Origin of the sequence: Fulvivirga lutimaris, from assembly GCF_009711525.1 — a bacterium.
Taxonomy (GTDB): domain Bacteria; phylum Bacteroidota; class Bacteroidia; order Cytophagales; family Cyclobacteriaceae; genus Fulvivirga; species Fulvivirga lutimaris.
The window spans coordinates 49,614-74,775 of sequence record NZ_SMLV01000434.1 but is presented as its reverse complement, the minus strand read 5'-3'; the positions used below and the strand labels follow the sequence as shown (position 1 = coordinate 74,775).

At 38.0% G+C, this 25,162-nt stretch carries 23 protein-coding genes and 1 pseudogene; 15 read left to right on the top strand and 9 right to left on the bottom strand.

The window, feature by feature from the left end; translation table 11 throughout:
• From E1140_RS20270 to rsfS, 4 genes and pseudogenes are all read right to left on the bottom strand, one after another.
• Positions 1-467 (bottom strand): annotated as a pseudogene (locus E1140_RS20270) (hypothetical protein); the annotation flags it as partial.
• Positions 457-1,242, bottom strand: coding sequence for a UDP-2,3-diacylglucosamine diphosphatase (locus tag E1140_RS20265; protein ID WP_155188458.1), 786 nt, complete (start codon positions 1,240-1,242; stop codon positions 457-459). The pseudogene E1140_RS20270 and the gene E1140_RS20265, both read right to left, overlap by 11 nt.
• Before the next feature lie 65 nt (positions 1,243-1,307).
• Positions 1,308-3,374 carry an ATP-dependent zinc metalloprotease FtsH gene (ftsH, locus tag E1140_RS20260; RefSeq protein WP_155188456.1) on the bottom strand — a complete coding sequence of 689 codons (2,067 nt, stop codon included), beginning with the start codon at positions 3,372-3,374 and terminating at the stop codon, positions 1,308-1,310.
• Positions 3,375-3,424: 50 nt separating this feature from the next.
• Positions 3,425-3,796, bottom strand: coding sequence for a ribosome silencing factor (gene rsfS / locus E1140_RS20255; protein WP_155188454.1), 372 nt, complete (start codon positions 3,794-3,796; stop codon positions 3,425-3,427).
• A gap of 40 nt (positions 3,797-3,836) precedes the next feature.
• On the opposite strand from rsfS, the gene E1140_RS20250 reads away from it, so the two are divergent.
• The 3 genes from E1140_RS20250 to E1140_RS20240 all read left to right on the top strand — a co-directional run bounded on the left by E1140_RS20250 (position 3,837) and on the right by E1140_RS20240 (position 8,929).
• Positions 3,837-4,586, top strand: a complete 750-nt coding sequence (locus E1140_RS20250) for a biotin--[acetyl-CoA-carboxylase] ligase (protein WP_155188446.1) — start codon at positions 3,837-3,839, stop codon at positions 4,584-4,586.
• Positions 4,587-4,687: 101 nt separating this feature from the next.
• Positions 4,688-7,948: a WD40/YVTN/BNR-like repeat-containing protein gene (locus tag E1140_RS20245; protein WP_246203071.1), complete on the top strand. Its 3,261-nt coding sequence runs from the start codon at positions 4,688-4,690 to the stop codon at positions 7,946-7,948.
• Between the two features lie 66 nt (positions 7,949-8,014).
• The gene (locus tag E1140_RS20240; protein WP_155188444.1) at positions 8,015-8,929 is read left to right on the top strand and encodes a glutaminase; all 915 of its coding nucleotides are present in this window, start codon (positions 8,015-8,017) and stop codon (positions 8,927-8,929) included.
• A gap of 272 nt (positions 8,930-9,201) precedes the next feature.
• On the opposite strand, the gene E1140_RS20235 is transcribed toward E1140_RS20240, so the two are convergent.
• Positions 9,202-9,870 carry a TapB family protein gene (locus tag E1140_RS20235; RefSeq protein WP_155188442.1) on the bottom strand — a complete coding sequence of 223 codons (669 nt, stop codon included), beginning with the start codon at positions 9,868-9,870 and terminating at the stop codon, positions 9,202-9,204.
• A 227-nt stretch (positions 9,871-10,097) separates the two neighbouring features.
• On the opposite strand from E1140_RS20235, the gene E1140_RS20230 reads away from it, so the two are divergent.
• From E1140_RS20230 to E1140_RS20220, 3 genes are read left to right on the top strand one after another with little or no spacing between them, the layout of a single operon-like run.
• Positions 10,098-11,450 carry a sigma-54-dependent transcriptional regulator gene (locus E1140_RS20230; RefSeq protein ID WP_155188462.1) on the top strand — a complete coding sequence of 451 codons (1,353 nt, stop codon included), beginning with the start codon at positions 10,098-10,100 and terminating at the stop codon, positions 11,448-11,450.
• Positions 11,440-12,795: a sensor histidine kinase gene (locus E1140_RS20225; RefSeq protein ID WP_155188440.1), complete on the top strand. Its 1,356-nt coding sequence runs from the start codon at positions 11,440-11,442 to the stop codon at positions 12,793-12,795. Before E1140_RS20230 ends, E1140_RS20225 begins: the two co-directional genes overlap by 11 nt.
• A gap of 45 nt (positions 12,796-12,840) precedes the next feature.
• A complete protein-coding gene (locus E1140_RS20220; RefSeq protein ID WP_155188438.1) occupies positions 12,841-13,074 on the top strand; it encodes an acyl carrier protein in 234 nt (77 codons plus the stop codon).
• Here E1140_RS20220 and E1140_RS20215 read toward each other — a convergent pair.
• Positions 13,071-13,313, bottom strand: a complete 243-nt coding sequence (locus tag E1140_RS20215) for a hypothetical protein (protein WP_155188436.1) — start codon at positions 13,311-13,313, stop codon at positions 13,071-13,073. The genes E1140_RS20220 and E1140_RS20215 overlap by 4 nt on opposite strands.
• 68 nt (positions 13,314-13,381) lie before the next feature.
• Positions 13,382-13,717 (bottom strand): YopX family protein, encoded by a 336-nt coding sequence (locus E1140_RS20210; protein ID WP_155188434.1) that lies wholly within the window; start codon positions 13,715-13,717, stop codon positions 13,382-13,384.
• A 105-nt stretch (positions 13,718-13,822) separates the two neighbouring features.
• Between E1140_RS20210 and E1140_RS20205 the strand changes: the two genes are divergently transcribed.
• The 7 genes from E1140_RS20205 to E1140_RS20175 all read left to right on the top strand — a co-directional run bounded on the left by E1140_RS20205 (position 13,823) and on the right by E1140_RS20175 (position 18,631).
• Positions 13,823-14,965, top strand: a complete 1,143-nt coding sequence (locus E1140_RS20205; protein ID WP_155188432.1) for a DEAD/DEAH box helicase — start codon at positions 13,823-13,825, stop codon at positions 14,963-14,965.
• Entirely contained in the window at positions 14,955-15,524 is a 570-nt protein-coding gene (locus E1140_RS20200) for a HutD/Ves family protein (protein WP_155188430.1), read from the top strand. Before E1140_RS20205 ends, E1140_RS20200 begins: the two co-directional genes overlap by 11 nt.
• A 69-nt stretch (positions 15,525-15,593) precedes the next feature.
• On the top strand, positions 15,594-16,211 hold the full coding sequence (locus tag E1140_RS20195; protein ID WP_155188428.1) for a hypothetical protein: 618 nt from the start codon (positions 15,594-15,596) through the stop codon (positions 16,209-16,211).
• Complete coding sequence (locus E1140_RS20190; RefSeq protein WP_185153696.1) at positions 16,208-16,498, top strand: transcriptional regulator; 291 nt, start codon at positions 16,208-16,210, stop codon at positions 16,496-16,498. Before E1140_RS20195 ends, E1140_RS20190 begins: the two co-directional genes overlap by 4 nt.
• Before the next feature lie 53 nt (positions 16,499-16,551).
• A complete protein-coding gene (creD, locus tag E1140_RS20185) occupies positions 16,552-17,898 on the top strand; it encodes a cell envelope integrity protein CreD (protein ID WP_155188426.1) in 1,347 nt (448 codons plus the stop codon).
• 10 nt (positions 17,899-17,908) lie between these two features.
• Positions 17,909-18,193 carry a hypothetical protein gene (locus tag E1140_RS20180; protein ID WP_155188424.1) on the top strand — a complete coding sequence of 95 codons (285 nt, stop codon included), beginning with the start codon at positions 17,909-17,911 and terminating at the stop codon, positions 18,191-18,193.
• An 81-nt stretch (positions 18,194-18,274) separates the two neighbouring features.
• Positions 18,275-18,631 carry a TfoX/Sxy family protein gene (locus E1140_RS20175; RefSeq protein WP_155188422.1) on the top strand — a complete coding sequence of 119 codons (357 nt, stop codon included), beginning with the start codon at positions 18,275-18,277 and terminating at the stop codon, positions 18,629-18,631.
• Between the two features lie 7 nt (positions 18,632-18,638).
• On the opposite strand, the gene E1140_RS20170 is transcribed toward E1140_RS20175, so the two are convergent.
• Entirely contained in the window at positions 18,639-20,999 is a 2,361-nt protein-coding gene (locus tag E1140_RS20170; RefSeq protein WP_155188420.1) for an ABC transporter permease, read from the bottom strand.
• A 148-nt stretch (positions 21,000-21,147) separates the two neighbouring features.
• Between E1140_RS20170 and E1140_RS20165 the strand changes: the two genes are divergently transcribed.
• Entirely contained in the window at positions 21,148-21,633 is a 486-nt protein-coding gene (locus tag E1140_RS20165; RefSeq protein ID WP_155188418.1) for a YdeI/OmpD-associated family protein, read from the top strand.
• A 19-nt stretch (positions 21,634-21,652) separates the two neighbouring features.
• A complete protein-coding gene (locus E1140_RS20160) occupies positions 21,653-22,267 on the top strand; it encodes a hypothetical protein (protein ID WP_221412733.1) in 615 nt (204 codons plus the stop codon).
• Positions 22,268-22,499: 232 nt separating this feature from the next.
• On the opposite strand, the gene E1140_RS20155 is transcribed toward E1140_RS20160, so the two are convergent.
• Entirely contained in the window at positions 22,500-25,073 is a 2,574-nt protein-coding gene (locus E1140_RS20155) for a M14 family zinc carboxypeptidase (RefSeq protein ID WP_155188414.1), read from the bottom strand.
• Positions 25,074-25,162 lie beyond the last annotated feature (89 nt).

The following is a 25,162-nucleotide window of genomic DNA, read 5'->3' as shown; positions in this document are numbered from 1 at the left end:
ATTAAATCGAATGGTCGCTCAATTTCAATCTGCGCATAATTGATATTGTATTTTATCAAACCAAATCTTGCTAAGTCAATAAGCCAGAGATTATTGTCTAAACTTACCGTTGCCAACCCTGCATAGGATGAAATGTCCTTAATGTCATACCTATTGGCCGTAACGAGAAACCTGTCGAGAAAAGCATACTGCTGAAGTTGTTGGTAGAAAACGAAAATCTTAAGTGGATTCCAGGCTTCCAATACTCCAATTTCGCCCTTCTGTACAGGTGAGAAGCGGTCTGTTAGTTCTAACTGAGCATTATATTTATCAACGTTTCCACTTTCATCGCCAAGATAAACAGAACCCTGCCTGTCAATAGACACTTTATCTATATTGCTAACCTTTATGCTGTCAGTAACAATAAACTGCCCGGAGACATTAAAATGAATAGTTAAAAGTAATATGAATATTGGGCTAGCCTTCAAAGGTGAGTAGGTCAAATTTTTCACCGTCAAACACTCCGTAGGTATTAAAATTCACCCATTCTCCCAAATTGAAATAACGAGCATTGGCCTCACCTACTTCAAGGTTAAGCGGCAGATGTCTGTGCCCAAAAATGTAATAATCGTGATGCTCATCTTTTTCAACATCTTTGCTATACTGCCACAAAAACTCTCTATCTCCCAGAAATTTATCCTCTTCTTTCTTTTGATTGCTTACCCTGCTGCTTTGAGACCAACCCGTTGCCAGGCTAATACCCAAATTAGGATGTAATCTCGCAAACAGCCATTGCCAGAACTTGCCTTCAAAAATTCGTTTGAGAAATTTATATGTATGATCGCCAGGGCCAAGGCCATCCCCATGACCAATAAGAAACTTCTTATCACCGACAACCAACTGTCTTGGCTCACGGTACACTGGAATATCCAATTCTGTAGGAAAGTAATCAAACATCCACATGTCATGATTACCAGTAAAAAATATTATTGGTATGCCAGCATCTCTTAATTCAGCCAGCTTGCCCTGCAGGCGTATAAAGCCCTTTGGAATGGCATGCTTATACTCAAACCAGAAATCAAAAATATCACCCACCAAATAAATGGAATGAGCATCACTCCTAATGGAGTCTAACCATCTCACAATCCTTCTTTCCCGCTTAAGACTTTCCTCCTTATTGGGTGCTCCTAAATGAAAGTCAGATGCAAAATAAATCTTCTTGCCATTAAGTTTATCTACACTACCAAGGTTGTCGAATTTCATAACCACTAAAAATAAAAAAATCAGACGCTCACACGTCTGATTCTTATCAATTTATTTTATTGAGCTTATTTAGCATCTTCCTTATCAGAAGAATCAGTGCTTCCCGTTGAAGAACTATATGTTGCTTCAGGTTCTTGACTAACTTCTGTTTCTACTTCTTTAGCTGACTCCTTATCTTTAGCATTACCATTTGTATTGGTAAATGCCTGATAAGAGGTTTGTGCCTCATAAGGTCTTTTGCCAATTAACCTTTCTAAATCATTTTGGAATATAATTTCCTTTTCTAATAGCTCTTTAGCAATAACCTCAAGCTCAACTTTATGTTTGCTTAATAAAGCTTTGGTTCTCTCATATTCACCTTCTATTAATTTCCTCACCTCAGCATCAATAGTTTGTGATGTAGATTCAGAATAAGGCTTCGTGAAATTGTAATCGCTTTGTTTAGAATCATAAAATGAAACATTACCAATCTTATCATTCATTCCATAAACGGATACAATACTGTAAGCCATTTTAGTGACTCGTTCAAGGTCACTCAAAGCACCTGTAGATATCTTCCCAAAAATAATTTCCTCAGATGCCCTTCCACCTAATGCCATACACATTTCATCCAACAGCTGTTCTGTCTGATATAAGAACTGCTCTTTTGGCAGGTATTGAGCATACCCTAAAGCGGCAATTCCTCTTGGAACAATACTCACTTTTACCAAAGGGTCTGCATGCTCAAGGAACCATCCAGCTACAGCATGCCCTGCCTCATGATAAGCAACAATCTTTTTCTCCTCTGGAGATATAATCTTGCTCTTTTTCTCTAATCCACCGATAACTCTATCTATTGCATCCTGGAAATCCTGAAGGTCAACCGCCTCTTTATCTCTACGTGCTGCTATAAGTGCTGCTTCGTTACAAACATTAGCTATTTCAGCGCCTGCGAAACCTGGGGTTTGAGCTGACAACTTCTTAGGATCAACATCTTTAGCCATTTTCAAAGGCTTCAAGTGTACTTTAAAAATAGCTTCCCTACCAACAATATCTGGCTTATCAATACTTATTTGTCTATCAAAACGTCCTGGTCTCATTAAGGCCGAATCCAATACATCCGGGCGGTTAGTCGCTGCTAAAATGATAACACCTGAATCAGTCGAGAAACCATCCATTTCAACTAATAGAGAGTTTAAGGTATTTTCACGTTCATCATTAGAGCCTGGCATCTGACCTCTACCTCTTGATCTACCAATAGCGTCAATCTCATCTATAAAAACGATACATGGTGCCTTTTCTTTGGCTTGCTTAAATAAATCTCTTACTCTGGCAGCACCAACACCAACAAACATTTCAACAAAGTCAGAACCTGATAATGTGAAGAAAGGAACGCCAGCTTCACCTGCTACGGCTTTCGCTAATAACGTTTTACCAGTTCCGGGAGGGCCTATTAATAATGCACCCTTAGGTATTTTACCCCCAAGCTTAGTAAACTTGCTAGGCGTCTTTAAGAAGTCTACAATCTCCTTTACTTCTTCTTTAGCTTCATCTAATCCTGCTACGTTTCCAAAAGTGATCTTTACTTTATTCTCAGCATCAAATAATGCCGCCTTAGATTTACCAATATTAAATATCTGACCTCCAGGGCCTCCACCACCGGTCATTCTTCTCATTAAGAACCAGAACCCAAATAGTAGTAGTACTAAAAAGCCCCAATTCCACAACATGGTTGTGAAGTCTGATTTATCTTCTACCTCATAGTCCATTTGTTGGTCTTTTGGCAGTTTTTTCTGAAGCTCCTTATAGTTCTCAACGAAGCTATCTACAGAGGCTATTTTCAATTTGTAATGTGGCCCTTCCGTTACGCCAAAAGAGTTTTTGCTTTCCAGCTCTGATTTATACTTGGCATTATTTAGTGCTTCACCTTTTAATGTTATCTCAACATATTTTTGATTTGGCACCAGCACAACCCTGCTCACATCATTGCTCATCACCATGTTTTCAAACTTGGTCATAGTAATGATCACCAGATTATTGGCTCCATTGAAGTAGGTAATCCCAAAAATTAAAGCTATTAAAGCGGCAATTATCCAAACTTGATAGTTTGGTCTCTGAGGTTTGTTCGGTAATATTTTTTTCTTATCCGGCATCTCTTATTTGTTTCTCAATTCAACGTACAACGTTTCTTATAAAATTTAGTTTAGGCTTCAACCGACACAATGGTGGCATCACCCCATAACTTTTCTAATGAATAAAATTCTCTTTTGTCCTTTTTAAAGACGTGAGCCACTACATCGACATAATCAATAAGTAACCACTCTTTGTTAGTCTTTCCTTCTTGATGCCAAGGGTTTTGTTTGAGTGACTTGAAAACTACTTCATCTATAGATTCTGCAATAGCATCAAGCTGTGTGTCGGAAGATCCTGAGCATATGACAAAATAGTCTGCCACAGCATTTTTCACTTTCCTCAAATCCATTACAACAATATCTGAAGCTTTTTTTTCCTGCATCCCTTTTACCACCGCTTCACTTAACTTTTCGGAAGGAGTGAAATCCTTATTTACATCCATTCACTATCTTTGGTTAGACTTATCAAAATTACGAAAATACTTGTATAAAATTCTTGCCAAAACATTATTTGTAGGCAAAAAGCTCGTTTTCCTGCCATCTTGTCATTCAACAAATGAAGTAGCGAGTCAGATGCTAAAAGATGAAAAACTGCCGGAAGGCACTATTATCATTACTAACAACCAAACTGCCGGAAAAGGTCAGCGTGGAAATTCATGGGAAGCTCAGCCTGAGAAAAACCTGACATTTTCAATGATTTTGAGACCTCAATTTCTAGCGGCCAATCAGCAGTTTCAACTCAACATGGCTGTATCATTAGGTATCCTAGATTTCTTAAATCAATATAAAAAAGGTTTCATGGTCAAATGGCCTAACGACATCTATTATCATGAGCAGAAAATAGCAGGCATTCTAATACAAAATAACCTGAAAGCCAGTAATATAGAAACCAGTGTAGTAGGTATTGGCCTTAATATTAATCAGGAGAATTTTTCTCATCCCAAGGCTACTTCATTAAAACTTACTGCGTTAAAAGAATTGACATTACAAATGGCTCTTGAACAGCTGGGGAATTGCTTAGAATCAAGATACATACAGCTTAAAAAAGGCGATGCCGCTGCACTTAAAAATGAATATTTAAACCAAATGCTTGGTTTCTGTGAAGACCGGCTTTTTGAGGCTGATAAAATCTTCAATGGCAAGATTACCGGAATAGACAAAGACGGCCGATTAGAAATTGAAACAACTACTGGGCTTAGGTATTTTGCTTTTAAAGAAGTCGCATTTCTGTAATTTCTACCGCTAGTGGAAAAATGGAATAATCACCAGCGGCATTGGTTGCTTCGCTGAATATTTGATGGCATCTTTATTCAACTATTAAACCTAACATCATTATGAATAATTATACCAAGTCTGGCATGCTACTAGGCATGTTACTGTTTTTTTGCTTCACACTAAAAGCTCAGAAGGTTGATATGTCTGTTTTTAAAGGCATGACACCGAGAAGTATCGGCCCTGCCGGAATGAGTGGCCGTGTTACTGCCATTGATGCAGTGGACGATAATAAAGACATAATTTATGTTGGAACTGCCTCTGGCGGGTTGTGGAAATCAGTAAATGGTGGCATCAGCTTTAATCCTGTATTTGATAAGGAAAAGGTAATGTCAATTGGTGCCGTGGCGATTCAGCAAAATAACCCAGATGTAGTTTGGGCAGGTACCGGAGAAGGTAATCCAAGAAATAGTTTGAATGGTGGATTCGGAATCTATAAAAGCTATGATGGCGGAAAGTCATGGAAGCTCATGGGGCTTGAAAAGACGCGTCATATTCATAGAATTGTAATAGATCCGCTGAATCCAAATACCGTATATGTAGGTGCTATTGGTTCACCTTGGGGTGAGCATCCAGAAAGAGGTGTTTTTAAGACAACTGACGGTGGTGAAACCTGGACAAAAGTTCTATTTGTAGATAATAAAACAGGTGCGGCAGATTTAGTAATGGATCCAACAAATCCAAATAAGCTTTTTGCTGCTATGTGGGAGCATCGCAGAAAACCATGGACTTTTAAGTCAGGTGGACCAGGATCAGGATTATATGTTACTGTTGATGGCGGTAGAAACTGGAAAAAACTTTCGGAAGAGGATGGCTTACCCAAAGGAGATTTAGGAAGAATAGGAGTGGCTGTGGCTCCCAGTAATCCAAATAGAGTTTATGCTCTAATAGAATCTAGTAAAAACGGATTGTATCGTTCTGATGATGGTGGCTATACGTGGTCTTTAATGTCAAATAAAGGCAATGAAATTGGTAATCGACCTTTCTACTATTCTGAAGTATATGTTGACCCTATCAATGACAATAGACTGTACACTATTTTCACCTATGTGAATGTAAGTAATGATGGCGGCAAGAACTTCTCACAGTTGATGGATGCTTATGGTACTAATAAAGGTGTTCACCCTGACCATCACTCATTTTATGTAAATCCAAAAGATCCTAATTTCATCATTGAAGGTAATGATGGTGGACTTAATATTTCCAGAGACAGAGGCGTTTCATGGCGTTTTGTTGAAAACCTTCCTTTAGCTCAGTTCTACCATATCAATGTAGATATGGAATATCCATACAATGTTTATGGTGGTATGCAGGATAATGGTTCATGGGCTGGCCCCGCATATGTTTGGAAATCTCAGGGAATAAGAAACTCATACTGGCAGGAGATCTCTTTTGGAGATGGCTTTGATGTTGTTCCAGACCCTGACAACTCTAGGTATGGTTATACCATGTCTCAAGAAGGTTCGCTTTCTATATATGATAGGGAAACTGGGCACAATAGATATGCACAACCAACACATCCTGATGCTGACATGAGGTTGAGGTTTAACTGGAATGCTGCAATAGCGCAAGATCCATTTAATAACTCAACTGTTTATTATGGAAGCCAGTTTGTGCATAAGAGTACCAACAAAGGAAAAACTTGGAAAGTCATCTCTCCGGATTTGACAACTAACGACCCTGAGAAACAAAAACAATATGAAAGTGGTGGCTTAACTATGGATGCCACTGGTGCAGAAAATAATACCACCATATTGGCAATAGCCCCTAGCCCGGTTCAAAAGGACATTATTTGGGTAGGAACAGATGATGGGTATGTACAAATAACCAGAGACGGAGGAAAGTCATGGTCTAATGTCACTTCTAAAATTACAGGTATGCCGAAAGCTGGATGGGTAGCTCAAATAACTGCATCTACCTATAATGCTGGTGAAGCATTTGTAATAGTCAATAACTACAGAAACTTTGATTATAAACCTTATTTATTTCACACAACAGACTTTGGTAATACCTGGACAAATATGGTGAGTGAAGGCCAGGTTTGGAATTACACCTTGTCATTTATACAAGATCCATTAGAGCCTAAATTAATGTTCTTAGGATCTGAAGGAGGTTTATATGTGAGTTTCGATGCAGGCTCTAACTGGAATAAATGGGAAGAAGGATATTCTAGTGTACCGACCATGGATATGGCCATCCACCCAAGAGAACACGACCTTGTAATAGGCACTTACGGAAGAGCAGCCTATGTTTTGGATGATATCAGACCATTAAGAGCCATTGCTAAGCAAGGTACTAATTCAGTTAAAAGCACTCTGGATCTTTATGATGCTCCTGATGCCTTTATTACTTTAAATCAGCAACCTTCAGGAACGCGCTTTGGTGCCGATGCAATATTCAATGGTGAGAATAGAAGCCGTGGCGCAATGATAACCTATTTGGTAAATAAGCCTGAGAAGAAAAAGAAAGATGCTAAACCAGAAGAAACTAAGGGTAAAAAGGGTAAGAAAAATAAAGCACCAGAGATTAAGACTGAGGATGTAAAAAAAGACGAAGTAAAGTATGACTCTGTAATCCTTACCATATATAATTCAGAGAATAAACTTATCAGAACTTTAAAGTCTGAAGCTCCAAAAGAAAACGGTGTGCACAGAATGTACTGGAGGTTAGATGAAAAAGGAGTTGACGGACCATCAAGACGAGCACCAAGAAAAGATGCCCCTGAAAGATCAGGATCAACAGTGCTGCCTGGGCAGTACAAACTTAAAATGACTTTTGGTGATAAAGAGGATTCCACAATGATTACAGTAAAATTCGACCCAAGGGTTAAGGTGACCAATGCCACTCTTAAAGCTCAATATGATTTTGATAAGAAGATAGAAGCTAGTTATGAGAAAGCAGGAAAAGCGACCACTAGGCTGGCTGAATCAAAAGAAATACTTGAAGACTTTACCAAAAGGATGAAAGAAAAGGATGAAGATGGATTTAAAGAGCTTATTGATAAGAGTAAAGCTGCTATGGATTCTATTAATGCCCTTTTTGAGCCTTTCGTTGGTAAAGACAACACTGGAAAGCAAGGTATCATTGGTGAGAAAAAACCTTCAATTCAAGATAGAATAAGAAGTGTATCAAGATATGCTGGTAGTGCGCTTTATGAGCCAGGTGAAACTGAAAATAGATTATTAGAGCAGGCTAACTTAAAGTTAGACGAGGCTGTAAAAAAAGTAGATGCCTTCTTTAAAACTGAATGGAAGCCACTCAGAGAAGAGCTTGAAAAAGCTGACCTCTCTCCATTCAAGGAATACGAGCCGTTGGACAATTAAATAATCAAGTTCAAATGAATTAAGCCCTTTCCGATCTCGGTAAGGGCTTTTTTGTATCTTGGCACAATGGATTATCACAAAATTTTGGCAGAAATAAATGAAGAGGTGTCACACCTTATTGGTAAAGGTAAAGTGGCCGACTATATTCCTGAATTAGCTAAAGTAAAAAAGGATAAGTTCGCCATATATCTACTTACCCTTGATGGAAAATCTTATGAGACCGGTAACTCGCAGGAATTGTTCTCAATACAAAGTATTTCTAAGGTGTTTATGCTGGCGCTGATGATTTCTAAAATTGGTAAGCGCGTTTATAAGCGCGTAGATGTTGAGCCATCAGGAGACCCATTCAACTCACTTGTTCAGCTCGAGCATGAAAATGGAATACCAAGAAACCCATTTATCAACTCTGGTGCCCTGGTTATTACAGACATGATGCTAAGCCATTTCGAAAACCCAAAAGAAGAAATGCTCCGATTCGTCAGGTCATTAGCTGGTGATGATAAAATATTTTATAATGAAGCTGTGGCTCAATCAGAGCTGCGAACAGGTTTTAAAAATGCTGCCATGGTAAACCTGATGAAGTCATTCGGGAATATCAAAAACGAAATTGAAGATGTACTAGAGTTGTATTGCTATTGCTGCAGTATTGAAATGTCCTGTTGTCAGCTGGCCAAAGCATTCAGAGTTTTTGCGAATCATGGTAAAGGAGTGGTAGATACCCGTCAATACATTTCAAAAAGTCAGTTTAAAAGAATAACCGCAATTATGCTTACCTGCGGCTTTTATGATGAAGCTGGGGAGTTTGCCTTTCAGGTTGGGCTTCCAGGAAAAAGTGGTGTTGGGGGCGGAATAGCGGCTATAATGCCTGGTGATTACAGTATTGTTGTTTGGAGCCCAGGACTGAATGAAAATGGAAATTCTTTAGTTGGGATGAAAGCACTTGAACTATTTACCACGAAAACAGGAAGTTCGATTTTTTGAGTTTGTATAAAATAAGGCTAAAAAAAGAAGTGCTCCGGTCAAGAGCACTTCCAAGGTCAAAAACTCAAAATAAATAGGATAAGTTCTCAAGTTATCCCAATAACAACACTGCTAATATAACATAATTTTCTAAAAAAGGTTTTTCAGATGTAAGCTTTTATCATAAAAAATCCACATTTCTTTAAAAGCTCTATTAAACCATTGTTAAAACATTAATTAAATCCATCAATTGATGTAATGTTTAACTTAAATCATAGCTACTAGAGTTGCTATTAGTCCATTTTTGTCAAGAGACTGTAGCCCTGAAGCTTACCATTTTTCTTATAATTCTCGGATTTTACCATTCCCACATCTTTAGCAATCCAGTCTACACCAGAAGTTTCCATAGACATTATAGACTTAGTATTGATTGTATAAGTAATCTTATAACAGTCAAACGTGCCGGCAGGAGTTGTAATAGATTCTTTAGCCTCAACCTTCCTATTGGTAATATTAACTTCCATTTTAAAAGGTATACTTCCACTCAATTTGAGAGAAGCATCATTAAGTGACATTCCCACACTAAGATCTGACGGTATCTCCAAATTCTCAGTTTCAATGGTCATATCCATGTCTTTAAAAGCCTGCATAGTCTCTTCAGGAAAGAATCTATCCATATCCAGTTTGATAACACCATTCTCACAACTGGCCTCAATATCTTTATCGATTACCAGTTCATCCTTCTTATCATAGCTCTTCATATTCATTTCAGCCTTCCAACCATTGCTAAGGTCTTCCATTGATTTAATGGTGTTTACCTGTCTTCCTGTGACTTTATCTTTTGCGGAATAGTTAGTTATTTCCCAGCTGGCCCCTTCTTTAAAATTATAATATGGATTACACTGTGCATAAACTCCAACAGCGTACGCCATCACGAACATGAATAATAGTATCTTTTTCATATAGTTTGGTGGTTTTTCACTAAAGTTAACATACTGACAGCGGAACTTGCAAGAATGTTTAACTAAATCAGCAAACAGTGTTCGATTACGAACAATATTGTGCATTTTAGTACATGTTATAAGTCAAAAACAGTGTTTCCATAACCTGGGCGACTTGGCATTATTTTTAGCATAAGAGGAGTAACCTAAACAAATAACTTGTGGAGAAAGAAATCGGCAAGATCCTAATGATCGATGATGATGAGGATGTATTATTGGCAGCCAAGCTGCTTTTAAAAAAACACGCTCATCAGGTAATTATTGAAAAAAACCCAAAGAAGATCCCTTTCCTTCTTAATAATGATACTTATGATGTGATTTTACTGGATATGAATTTTAGTAAAGACATTACCAGTGGTAAAGAGGGGTATTTTTGGCTAAGCCAAATACTGGAACATGACCCAGATGCAGTGGTAATATTAATAACCGCTTTTGGTGATGTAGAAATGGCTGTAAAGGCACTTAAAGAAGGGGCCACTGATTTTGTGCTTAAACCATGGCAGAATGAAAAGCTTCTTGCCACCGTGTCCACAGCTATAAAATTAAAGCACTCGTACAAAGAAGTTGACAAACTTAAGAAGGCTAAGGAACAGCTAGAAGCTGACCTTAACCAGCCTTTTAAAGACATTATAGGTACTAGTTCTTCCATTAAGGAAGTATTTAACCTTATAGAAAAAGTGGCGAAGACTGATGCCAACGTCCTCATCTTAGGTGAGAACGGAACCGGTAAAGAATTGGTGGCGCGAGCCATACACCAAAGGTCTTTGCGTAAAGATCAAAGTTTTATAGGGGTAGATATGGGAGCAATTACCCAAACCCTATTTGAAAGTGAGTTGTTTGGTCATAAAAAAGGATCTTTTACTGATGCTAAAGACGATCGTGCAGGAAGGTTTGAACTTGCCAATAACGGAACATTATTTTTAGATGAGATAGGAAATTTAAGTATGCCATTGCAGTCGAAGTTATTAACTGTTCTTCAAAATAGAGAAGTTACAAGAATAGGTTCCAATACTTCAATCCCCATTGACATTCGTCTGGTATGTGCCACCAACATGAACGTGCATGATATGGTGAACGATGGCACATTCAGGCAAGATTTATTATACAGAATTAATACGGTTGAAATAAAACTTCCCCCCTTGAGAGACAGGCTGGAAGATATTCCTTTATTAGCCAGTCATTTTCTGACCAGCTATACTAAAAAATACAGGAAGGACATCATGAAAATTTCGCCTGATGCTATAACCAGTCTTCAAAAATATCAATGGCCAGGTAATATAAGAGAGCTGCAGCATGCTATAGAAAGAGCAGTAATTATGAGTGACAATCAAACGCTTGAGGTTAATGACTTTTTATTTCTTAAAGGTGGACAAAGCTCAAATGATGATGTAATTACTGACAACCTTAACCTTGATGATGTAGAAAGAAATGTTATCAAAAGAGCCATCAATATTCATGATGGCAATATATCTAAAGCAGCTAAGGAGTTAGGCCTTACACGTGCTTCTCTATACCGCAGGCTAGAAAAGCATGGACTTTAGTAATGTAAAAACAGCTGTGCTTTTTAGAGTAGGTGCTTTATTAGTAACCATCTTTTCTCTGGCGTTTCTTATTGCCTCGGACGGATACATAGTTACAGAGCTTATTCTACTCATCTTACTCGGGCTGCAGGTCATTTCACTAATTAAGTATGTACAGCGCGGCAATGAGGATATTCTTGAATTTCTTGAGTCAATCGAGAATGATGACATCACGCATAGATATAAGACTGACTTTGACAACCCTGAATTAAACAGGTTAAATGCAGCATTAAATAACGTACTTAATAACCTTCACGAAGCCAGAAAGGAGAAAGAGGCCGATTATCAGTACCTTAAAAATATTGTTCAACACATCGGTATTGGCCTTATTACCTTTGATAAAAAGGGCAAGATTCAAATTATTAATACTGCTGCAAAAAAGTTGCTGAAGGTAAGCCAACTTGAGAATATCAGCGACCTTAAAACACTCAATGAGAATCTGGTTGACATCATTATTAGGTTAAGAACCGGTGGTCGCGATCTCATTAGAATGGAAATTGGTGGTGATATTGTTCAGCTGGCCATTTATGCTATTGAGCTTACTTTACGAGGCAAAATGTATAAGCTCATTTCCATTCAAAATATTCAAAATGAGCTTGAAGAAAAAGAGATGGAAGCATGGCAAAACCTTGTTCGTGTCTTGACTCATGAAATCATGAACTCCGTGACCCCGATCAGCTCTTTGGCAAACACTGTAGAAGATGAATTGAAACATCAGTTGAGCAATGATCAGGAAATAAATGCCATTAGTAATGAAGACGTTGAAGACTTGCATCTGGCAGTACAAACTATCAAAAAGAGAAGCCAGGGGCTCATTAGGTTTGTTCAGGACTTTAGAAACCTGACGCATATACCAAAACCTAAAATTGCAGAGATTGGCGTAAAGCCATTGTTGGTGGAAATGCTAATGTTATTGAAAAAAGAAATTGAATCTAATGATGTAAAGGCATCAATTAATGTAGACCCGCCTTCAATGACCATAAATGCCGATAAAGAATTAATAGAGCAGGTATTGATTAACCTGATAAAAAATGCTACACAAGCCTTTGATGAGCAAACGAACAAACTGGTAGAAGTAAAGGCATATTTTGATGAGAAGAGCAGGCCCATAATATCTGTAAAAGATAATGGCAATGGCATTGATGATGAGGCACTTCAGAAAATCTTTATTCCGTTTTTTACTACTAAAAAGAGTGGCTCGGGTATAGGTCTAAGTTTATCGCGTCAAATCATGAGGCAGCATCAGGGCATGCTCGGAGTAAAATCGAAAGTAGATGAAGGGACAGAGTTCTTTTTGCGATTTTAATTTATTTCATAGATTTACGGATTGCTAGAGCAAAAAAGAACCCCAATGGATATAAACGATAAAATCACCAAAATACTAGTTGATAAATTAGGTATTGCTGAAACGGAAGTTACTCCTGATGCCAATTTTGTCAAAGATCTAGGAATAGATTCTTTAGATTATGCTGAATTGGTGATGGAGTTCGAACAGACTTTCAATATTAGAATACCTGATGAAGATGCAGAGAAACTGCAAACCATGACTCAGGCTGTTGCTTATATCAGCGAGAAGATGGGCTAAGCCTCTACCAACATCGCATTTTCTATTTCCGCATGAAACTCAGGGCAACAAGCCTTTATTTCAGTCCTTAATGCAGAAAATTTTGAGGTATTGACATGTAGTACTACCTCACTTTCAGCAGTACACTTATTGCATTTCAAAGACTCAATATCCTTCATTAGTCCATCACAAAGATGACCAACGACACTTGCTTCCCCTGCTGTGATTATGTCGCTATTAATGTTAACAGATACTTTCATAACCTCTTCTTATTTTGAACTCTGTAAAAGTTATCTCTATATCCAAAAATTAAGCCAAAGGTCACCATTTACCTTTCAAAAGTTGATGGCGACTCATAGTAACTGCAAAGTTTAACGCCTTTTTCCAATTCATATTTACTAAAAGTGGCTGTTTTTTTACCTTTCTCACCAATCATCGCCCAGCCATTCCGAGGCTCATCCCAGACAATCATTCTTTTTTCAGTACCGAAAAGGAGAATATCAGCCTCATAAACCTCTGTTTTGCTTTTATCATAATGCCCGGTAAACTGCAGAAGGACATGGTCTTTCTTATAAAGCACTCCCTTTTCACAATCTATCTGATTTAAGCGCATCATTAGTTGAGTTTCCTTATTCCAGGCTTTGAATTTGAACTGGCGATCCATAAGCTAAAAGTAGCTCTGCGAATGTTAATTTGAAACATATATCTTTCGGATATTCTCCTATTGTCCTGATTTAAAGGTTAATTTTGCCTAATAAATCTTTACAGCATGTCCTTTACCTCTCTTAAGTTGCCTGTCCCTCTTTCTAAGGGCATTGAAAAAGATCATTACAAAAAACCCTATCCGATTCAGGAAAAAGCAATTCCGGCCATAATTGATGGGAATGATGTGTTAGCAATTGCTAAGACTGGCTCTGGGAAAACAGCCAGTTATGTTCTTCCAATATTAGTTAAGGAAGCAGATAGAAAAACCACAAGAAATAGATTTGTTACAAGTCTAATATTAGTGCCGACCCGTGAACTGGCCAATCAAGTATTAGAAGTCTTCTTACAATTCAGCCCTTATCTTAACCATCCACCAAAAGCAATGGCCGTTTTTGGAGGTGCCTCCATTAACCCACAAATGAAAAAAATGATAGGCACTCAAATTCTGATAGCAACACCAGGAAGGTTAATAGAGCTGGCTGATAAAAATGCCGTACACCTTGATGATGTTAAAACACTCGTACTTGATGAAGCCGATAAAATGCTCAACATGGGTTTCAGAAAAGAGTTGGATCAAATACTTACTCTTCTACCAAAGAGAAGGCAAAATCTACTTTTTTCTGCTACACTTAGCAATGACATAAAGTCGATGGATCGGTTGATTCTCAGTAATCCAATCACTATCAAGATTGAGGAAAAAGAAGCTACTGTTGATCTTATTAAGCAATCGGCATATAAAGTAACAGAAGAAAGAAAGGGACCGTTTTTAAGATATTTAATTAAGCATCTGGAACTTAAGCAGGTCATGGTATTTACCTCGTCCATTCACAAGGCAGATAGTGTAGCTGAGAAATTGAATAAGAATGGTATTCATGCCAAAGCGATTCACGGTAAAAAAAGCCAGTTTGCCAGAATAGAGGGACTTAAAAATTTCAAAAGTGGTAAGCTGCCTGTACTTGTTACCACAGACCTCCTATCGAGAGGGATTGATATAGAATTTCTACCTCATGTTATTAATTATGAGTTACCAAGATCTCCAAAGGACTTCATCCATAGAATTGGAAGAACTGGAAGGGCAGAAAATCCTGGTGAAGCAATTTCTCTTATCACCGAAAAAGAAGATCATCATTTTCAGGTCATTATGAAGAAAATGAAAAGATCCATTGAACTTCAGGAAACCGAATCAATTAACCTGCATGGATATTAAGATTCTAAATTCATCGGATTATATAATGACATCGTGGTCTGGAGGAACAACCACACAATTATACATCGACCCTATTGAAACTCAGTTTAAGAACAATGACTATAACTTCAGGTTAAGTATTGCTACTGTTGAAATTGAAGAATCAATTTTTACTAAACTCCCCGGAGTTAGTCGTACGCTCATGGTTTTAGATGGTGAAATAACACTCACTCATGACGGGCATCATCAAAAGGACCTGAAGAAATTTGACAGTGATCGGTTTTCGGGCGACTGGACCACAAAATGTCTAGGTACCTGCAGAGATTTTAATTTAATGACGCGAGGCCGAACTTTAGGCACTCTTACTCCCATTACTTTTGAAGGATCAAAAAGTGTAAAGCTTAACTCGAGTAATCAGCTTACGTTCTTCTATTTAAATAAAGGAATGGCCACTGTCCAGATTGATAAAGAGCATCAGCTGAACCAAAATGAATTAATAGTAATACAGGAAGCACCTGAATCAGAAATCACTATTTGTTCTAACAGGTTGACAGAAATTATTCGGATAGATATCAAATAAAATTTATTAGAAGTATTATGATGCTAAATTCATTTCTTTATATTTACTTTGTATTTCAAAGTACTTTCTATGGATCAACAAAAATATATTGATGACTTAAAGGAAATCAAGTCAATCATGAGCCGATCTTCAAGGCTAATTTCCCTAAGTGGATTGGCGGGTGTATTTGCAGGGATTTTTGCTCTTGCAGGAGCATATTTGGCATATACTACAGTTTATACCGATCAAAATTATTTAGGATATAGAGTGGCTGTATTAAATAATGAAACTATTATCAGCCTATTGTCCATTGCTATTGGCACCTTAATTCTATCAATTGGTGCAGGTGTTTTCTTCACCACTCGCAGAGCCAAAAAGACTAATGAAAAGCTTTGGGATCATCAGACAAAAAGGCTTTTGGTCAATCTCTTTATACCTTTAGTTACTGGTGGCATAATGAGCCTGATACTTCTAATGAAGGGCTATATAGGAATTGTAGCTCCTCTAACACTCATCTTTTATGGGCTTGCACTTGTAAATGCAAGTAAGTATACATTAGATGAAATTAGAAGCCTTGGACTACTAGAAATTGCACTAGGGCTGTTCGCTACTTATTTTATAGGATATGGACTGATATTCTGGAGCATAGGGTTTGGTATATTGCACATCGTTTATGGTTTGGTGATGCACAGAAAGTATGAGTCGTGAAGGAAATACTCAAAGATTTAAATAAAGCATTTGAAAATAAGGTAAGGCTGGGCATCATGTCGGCACTGGTCGTTAATGATTATCTGGATTTTAACACCCTTAAAGAGCTACTTGATGTAACGGACGGTAACCTGGCCAGCCACCTTAAGTCTTTAGAAAAAAGTAAGTACATCAGCTTTAAAAAGGAGTTTTTAGACCGAAAACCAAATACTAAATATGCTGCTACCGATGAAGGAAAGGATGCATTTGTCAAACACATAAAAGCAATAGAACAACTACTCAAATAAATTTTTTTACCCTTTTACTTTGAAATACAAAGTACTTTTAAATAAAACAAACAATGGAAGAACAAAACACCACTTTCGAAAAAGTTAACAGTTGGGTGAAGCACTCAATCATGTTAAAACTAGCCACAATCACTATACTGATGTTGCTGCTACTCATCCCTACCTCAATGATTACTTCTGTCATTTATGAGAGAGAAAGTCTGAGCTTAGAAGCTATGAATGAAGTCAGTAGCAAGTGGGGTGGACAGCAAATCATTACAGGCCCAATTCTGACCATTCCGTTGGTATACGAATACTTTGATAAGGAAAAAAATACTACCTATCAAAATCAGGTTAATTGGTATATACTACCTGAAGAGCTGAATATCAAAGGTGATGTAACCCCAGAAAAGCTTAAAAGGGGCATATATGAAATCGCTGTTTACAAATCAGATTTGAAGCTTTCAGGAAAATTCAATTTCGAAAAGACCTTCGATCAAATCAACCTTAAACAAATTAAATTTAATCAGGCCTTTATAACTATAGGTATAAAAGATTTGAGGGGTATCAAGGATCATATCAACTTCAACTGGAACAAAGAAGAGCTTACTGTAAAGCCAGGCTCAAAAATATCAGATGTGGTATATGCCGGTATGACCATCAACGTCCCGAATGTTGAAGAATACATAAATACCGACATTCCATTTGACTATACTTTGAAGCTTCAGGGTAGTCAGAACATGTCATTTATTCCCTTGGGTAGTACAACCAATGTCAATCTACAATCGAACTGGGATACCCCAAGCTTTGATGGCAGCTTCTTGCCTGACAATAGAGAAGTAACGGAAGCTGGCTTCACTGCAGATTGGAAAATATTGAACCTTAACAGAAATTTTCCACAGTCATGGACGCAGGGAGAAATAAAAGTACCATTGGAATCATCTCTATTCGGAGTAAATTTTTTGATGCCAATGGACGATTATCAAAAGTCCACCCGATCAGCAAAATACGCGGTCATGACTATTGCACTAACTTTCCTGATCTTCTTTCTGGTGGAAGTACTCAATGGCAAAAAGATCCACCCCTTCCAATATGCACTGGTTGGTTTAGCATTATGTCTTTTCTACATACTGTTGGTCTCCATCTCCGAGCACTCCAACTTCAATTTCGCCTATGGCTTATCAGCTGCTGGTATTGTAAGCATGATCACGCTTTATTCAATGAGTGTATTTAAGGCCAAAAAACTAACGCTGCTTTTAGTTACTACCTTATCAGGTATTTATGGTTTCTTATTTGTCACCCTACAGCTGGCTGACTATGCATTATTAATGGGAAGCATCGGCTTAACCGTAATTCTGGCAGCAACCATGTATTTCACTAGAAATATCAACTGGTATAAATTAAATATCGAAACTGAATAAATTTTTGATCATGACATCATCATTAAAATTCGAAAATGTAGTAAGTGCCCTATTTGGCACTTACATCTTTACTCATGGAATTCTGAACATGCTTCGCGGTAACGATTTTGAATTTGGAATAGCATTGATCATTGCTTCTTTAATTTTCTTTTCTCCTATTGATGCACTGACAAGAAAATGGTCAGGAATAAATATTCATTACATATTTAAGATCATATTAGCGCTTATACTTGCTTGGGTTACACTGGCAGTTGGTGCAGTTAATGAGGGCTATTATCCGGAGATAACAGGTTAATTTTTAACCAAAATAAATTTTGATTCGTAGAAATAGGGTATCTCTCCAATGGAGATACCCTATTTTCATTAAATTCATGTCATGGCTTACAATGAGTATTTACAAGAACGCATAGAACGCATCTTCACAGAAAGAAAGGCGCCTTTCTTCGGAAAGAAAATGATGGGTGGCTATGTATTTATGGTAGATGAGAAAATGTGTGTTGGTTTACTGGTTGACAAAAAAACAAATGAAGACTTGCTGATGGCACGCATTGGTGAAGAGGCCATGGAAGAAGCATTCACCAAAACTGGTTGCGCGCCAATGGATTTCACAGGAAGGCCTATGAAAGGCTTTGTCTTTGTGAAGCCAGAAGGCTTTGATATGGACGAAGACCTTGAATATTGGATAGACCTTGCCCTAGACTTCAATCCGAAAGCCAAAAAGAGCAAGAAGTAGTAGTGGTCTACTCCACTCTCAAATTATCAGCTGGATTAGAAGATGCTGCCTTCAATGAGCTGTAGCCTACGCTAATTAAACTGCTAAAAAGCAATATTCCCAAAGCCAGAACTATAACCCACTCCTGAAAATCAACACGGTAGGCAAAACCATTAAGCCAGTTGTTAGTAAGTGCTATAGCCATTGGGATACCCATAATTCCCGCTACTATAATCAGTTTGAAAAACACCTTGTATTGAATGGTTACAAGCTCGCGCAGCGATGCACCTAACACTTTTCTCACACTAATTTCCTTAAGTCTGGTTTCAGCCATGAAGGCTGCTAGCCCATAAAGACCGAGGCAAGCAATAAAAATGGCAAGTATTGAAAAATAGGAAATCATCTTAGCTGACTTTTCTTCAGAGTCATACAGAGAGGAAAATTTATCTTCCAAATAGTAGTAATCAATAGGATCATCTGGGTTTATGTTCTTCCAAACCTGTTCAATGGAGGCATAGGTGTTATTACTCTCATTATCCTGAAGTCTGACCACAAGCTTTCTGTACCATGATGGCAGCTCATACATCATCAATGGTTTGATGGCCGCATGTAGTGATTCATAATGAAAATCACTTACCACACCGACAATTTGCACTGGCTCCTCAATATGACCTATAACCAGCTCCTTGCCTATCGGGTTTTCAATATAAAAGTGCTTTACAAAGGCTTCATTAACGATAATACTCCGGTCATCGAGTTCCGGTTTATCCATTTGTTCACTCCACTTGATATCTAGCGTACTAAAATATTTCTCATCGGCAGTTAGCACGTTAATAAGCTCTTCATTTCCTCCACCTTCTTTAGTTTTCACCCGCCATGAATTCAAGCCCTCAAAAGGAAGATCAGAAGTTGCAGCCACTGAAGTAACTCCAGACACTTGCAGGATGCTGTTTTCAAGCGCATCAATATTACTACGCACATTTTTATTCTTCAGATTAAGCACTAAAACATTGTCTATATTAGTTCCCAGATCCTTTGACTTAATGAAATTGAGTTGCTGATAGATAACTATAGCACAGACAATTAGCATAACAGCGATGGTAAACTGAAATATGACCAACAACTGACGAAGAGGCCCTGCGATCTTCGAATTGCCAAAACTAGACTTACCTTTTATGATTTTAAGTGGCTCGAATGAAGACATAATAAAAGCTGGAAATGCCCCAGCAGCAAGACCAACGAACAGAATGAGTAGGACAAAAACTGGTAGTGCCATTAATAAATCGCTGAACGAAAGCTCCTTGCCAGTAAAATTATTGAAGAAGGGCAAAATCAGAGTGATCAGCACCATCCCAAACAAAAATGATATGGTTGTGATCAGCATAGACTCCCCTAAAAACTGTTTGATAAGGTTTCCTTTTCTGATACCCAAAATCTTCTTCACTCCTACTTCCTTGGCACGCCACATGGACCTTGCAGTAGAAAGGTTTATAAAATTGAAGCAGGCAATAATCAATATTAAAACTGCCACTGCTACAAGTATTACTACGAGCTGAAAGTCTCCATTTTTCTCCATCTCTGAAGATAAGCTCGAGTGCAAATGGATATCACTCACAGGCTGAGAAAAAAACTTGACATTAAAATTATTTAAAACCTCAGTGGGGCCGTTTGCCAAAGCCATTTGGTTGATGGCCTGGTCAAGCTCTCCAGCATTAACACCATCAGTTACCACAGCATAAGTATAGATCCAGATATTTCCCCAATGTTCAAACATACTTTCACCATAAATTTGTCTTGTAGTTTCTATTGACATTAAATAGTCAAAGTGCAGGTGGGCATTTTTCGGAAACTCATTGACAACCCCAACCACCTCATAGTCAATATCATTAATGGATAAAACCTTGCCATAGGCTGACTGGTCATTAAAAACCTTTTTACTAACCTCTTCTGTAATTACAACCTGGTTAGGCTTGAGAAGCGCCTCCTCTTTATTACCCTCCAGAAAATCAACACCAAAAACCTGAAAGAACTGATTGTCTGTGAAGTGAGTATTATTCTCATTAAAGACAGTCTCCTCTACTTTAACTTTAACCTCATTGCGCTGCGAAAACTGTGTTAGCATGGTGACCTGAGATAGGTTTTCCTTTACCAATTCACCAAGTTTATAATTGATCACAGCATGACTTGATTTATCGTCCTGAACACCTGACTCCCTTACAATGCGATAGATATTATCAGCATTTGGGTAAAACTTATCATAGTTCAGCTCGTCTTTGACAAACAGAAAAATGGTGAGGCAAGCGGCCAAACCAATTCCTAATCCTGAAACATTAATAAGTGTGTAAACTTTTCTTTTGAGTAGATTTCGAAGGGCTATTTTAAAGAACATATGCGTGGGTTTTGGTGGACAAACTGTCTTAATGACAGCACTTTAGAGCAATGGATGCATTTGTTAGACATTTTTTTGCACAAGAGGTTACACTTTTAAAATGGAACTGTAATTTTATTTCATCATTTCAGCTAATAATAAATGAAATATGGAGCCTGTAACGCGTGTAGATAAGGAATACCAACTCGAAAAATTTCCTGGTAAGGGGGGCTGGACTTATGCGCTGATTCCTGAAATACCGAGCAGTGGTAAAATACCTTTTGGATGGGTGACAATTAATGGTAGCATTGATGGTTACCTGCTGGTAAAGTACAAGCTGATGCCTTTTGGTAATGGTCAATTGTTCCTTCCTGTAAAAGCTGAAATCAGGAAAAAAATTAAAAAGCAGGCGGGTGATAGAGTACATATCATTGCTGAAGTAGACAACACCCCACTGACCATACCAGAAGAAATTTATGAGTGCTTTGACAATGAACCGAAGCAGGTAAAAGCATTCTTTGAAACACTAAATGAAAGCGAGCAAAAAGCCTATATCGACTGGGTATATGGCGCCAAAACAGAAGACAAAAGAGCCGATAGAATAGTGACCATGATGGACAAGCTGTTGGCTGGAAAGAAGTTGTATGATAGGTAGATTGTGAGAGGAAGTTTATATGCAGATAAATATACTTATGCTTATTTGCAAGGTATATTTGGATGCTAGAATACATTTGCACCATATGTCTGAAAATCAGTTTTTAGAAAAATTTCAATCAAAGACCGACTCAGAACTTGAGAGAATAGCTCAAGATTCGAAAGCTTATGTTTTTGAGGCAAGACAAGCAGCATCGATCATCCTGAAGAACCGAAAATCAGCTTCTCCAGTAATTGCAGCCTTTGATAAAGAAGTAGAAGTCCTAAGCGAAAATAAGAAAAAAGAAAAATTAGATTCTGCTAAAATAACAAAGAACATTATTCAGAACCTCAGCCAAATTCCAATTAAGGCAACTGCGAAATATTGGTTAAAAAATGGAAATGAACTTCAGATCAGACGACTTAGCGGGTCAAAGTTTCAAATTAGAATTGCATCTCCTACGAGTGCTTTAGTTCCTGTAACAATCTGTAAAATCATTGACAATTCTAAAATAAAGACTTACCCATTTATATATTTAAAGGGTTTCCTGATATTAGGAGTTGGAGGTTCGATTGTTTCGTTGATCTTATCCCAGCTTAAAATAATTGAGGCCAATATGATACCAATGCCTATCCTTATTGTATTAGGTTTTTAGATAATTTTAATGCCTTTGCATTTTGTAACACTGAAAGTCTTCAAGAAAACCCTTGGAACATAAGAAGGGCGCTTACCCAAGGCTGGTCATGAATAGTTAATCTAATGAGACACAAGCGGACGCTTGCGCCATAGTATGTTCTAGAATTCTAATCACAGTCCAGATTTCAATTTCCCCAATAAAAAAGGATAGCCGTTGAGACTATCCTTTTTTCATCAACTATTGAAAAATTCTACTCCTTAGGTACCGAAATATGATTTCCTAAAAACAATGCATTTAAAAACAGTCGGTTAGTGCCATACCATGAACCTCTAAAATTAGGGTTGTCAGCAAACATCACTACCCTGCCTCTACCTAAAGGGCTTACAATCAATGAAGCCGATCCTTTCAAGTTCTCATTCAGATTTTTTGGTGTAATAAAGCCATCTATATGTGGATTATCCGTGTATCTGGCTACCGTGCCATAAGCACTGGCACTTGGGGCTAACCACACATCACTATTTCTATAAACCGGTATTTTATTGTTTCTATAACCAAAGGCCAATGGATGTGTAAGATCAAGAACAACTTCAAAAATAGCCCCTCCTACTTCCTTCTTGCCAATATTTGGTCCTGCATCCACATAAGGCTTTGACTTAACCAGAGTTTTATCATCATCCTTCTTGTCCTTCTCTTTATCCACCAATTTCTCTTTTACCAGCTTGCTATTAATGGCCCAAGATGTGGCGGTTCTAATAGTAATCAAGGTATTTCCACTGCTAATCCATGAGGTTATTTTAGCCTTATCAGCAGAGTCAAGGTCATTATACCTTCCACTGACTATTACTAAAGTATTGTAATCATTGAGGTCAAGGCCTCCAAAGTTTCTCATTGGTACTTTGGTTATTGGCATATCCATACGGGTATCCAGTAAATGCCAAACCTCTCCTGCCTCATAAGAAGAAACATTGCCTTCAATAAGCATTACAGCTTTTGGCTTTTGCACCGTTTCAAAATTACCACTACCTAAATCGATGCCACTGGAAGAATATCCGGTAGCCACCGGATAGATATCAACCTTATACTTATCGGTAACAACTTTAAGCAATAAATTTAATGAGTCTTTGCTGATCTTCTGTTTTGATACCGGTATCATTATCGTACCATAACTAAATTTTTTGGCACTGCCCGCCACATTAATAGAAAATGGTTTAAAGGCTGACGTTGCTCTCACATCATGGTCTTGCAGATAGTACAAAGCAGCAGGTGCATTGTAATCTTCCCAAGACATGAGGTAGGCATAATTAGAGCTCTCAACAGCAGCAACTTCCTTAACATTTTTGTCAGCGGTCACTTCAGCACCAAGGCTAAGATTGCCAGTTACAGATGCATAAGGCATATTGTAAAAATTAGCCACTGACCATGCCGATGCATCATAATAAACACTGTCAGAATATTGACTGTACGTCTCAAACATGGTCTGCACCATTCTATATTGTGGTTGGGCAGTCGGCACTACATAGCTGTAGTCAGTTTTAAATACTTTCCCATTTCTGGTAACATCAGATGAAAGCTTGTGCACTTTTATCTCATGCAGTAATAGTTTATCAATAAATGCTCTAGTCCTATTCTCATCATAAGGGTCACCAAAGACATAGCCCTTCACTCCGCTTTTATTAGCATTTGAGATGGCTGATTTGAAAAAATCTTTTTGGTAATTCATCAACATGCCTTTGTTCTCCACAGCGGCTCTAACCGTAGCCATACTAGAGGTATATTGATTTCTGATAGTGAAGGCGAAAGTGATATCACCCATTGGGGTTTCCTGAACATGCCCCCTACTACTTGCCTGCTCAAAGAGTAAAGCCAGTCCACCCTGCAAATCAGGATAAGAAGAACCATAACCCGGATAAGTGCCATCAAAGGCCTCTTTTGTAAAATAGAGCGACCCGATTTTATTCAAATCCTCTTCAAAATATTTAGCGAAAAGATCATTCAGTTTAGTGTAGTTCTCCTTTGGCATTATTGGGTCTTTGGAAGCAATAGGCTTCATAGGCTCGAAGAAATAGGTGCTATTGGTGCCCATTTCATGAAAGTCAGTCACTACATTAGGGTACCACTGATGGAACCACTTAAGCTTCCCTCTGCTCTCAGGATTAATGGCTAACAACCAGTCCCTGTTAAGATCAAACCAGTAGTGATTGGTTCTACCTCTAGGCCAAGCTTCGTTATGTTCAGCATCTGCAGGGTCTTTTACTTTAGGACTACCCTTATACATATTTGCCCAATGCGTATGTCTGTCACGGCCATCAGGATTAATGGTTGGATCAATAAAAACAACAGCCTTATTTAAGTATTCCTTTACCGCAGTACTTTGCGAAGCCACCAAAGTATATGCGGTTAACAGTGCTGCCTCAGAACTTGACGGTTCATTGCCATGAACATTATACCCAAGGTTGATAAATATCGGCATGTCTTCACTTGCCGTTTTTGAGCTATTCGGGTCAACCAGAGCCATGTGATCCGCCTGGTGTTTGGGTAAATTATTAAGATTTTCTGGTGAAGAAATATTCAATATAACCAGCGGGCGATAACCGTGTGTTATACCATAAGTTGTAAGACTGGCCTTATCAGAAACATCAGCAAGTTTTTGTAAATAGGCTACTATACGATCATGCCTGGTATGATGCTCACCAACAGGATAGCCTAAAAACTGCTCCGGGCTAGGAATGGCAGGATCAAACGGCTCGAATTTTTTATAGAAATAATCTTGCGCTAAAAGCTGCGAAGAAAATGTAATAATAATGAGGGTTAATAGTTGACGCATAGTTAATCTGATTGGTTGATCATTAAATTTAGTTAAAAGACATCAACACCCTAATGATTTTATATGATCGGTTGATGCTATCGAATTCG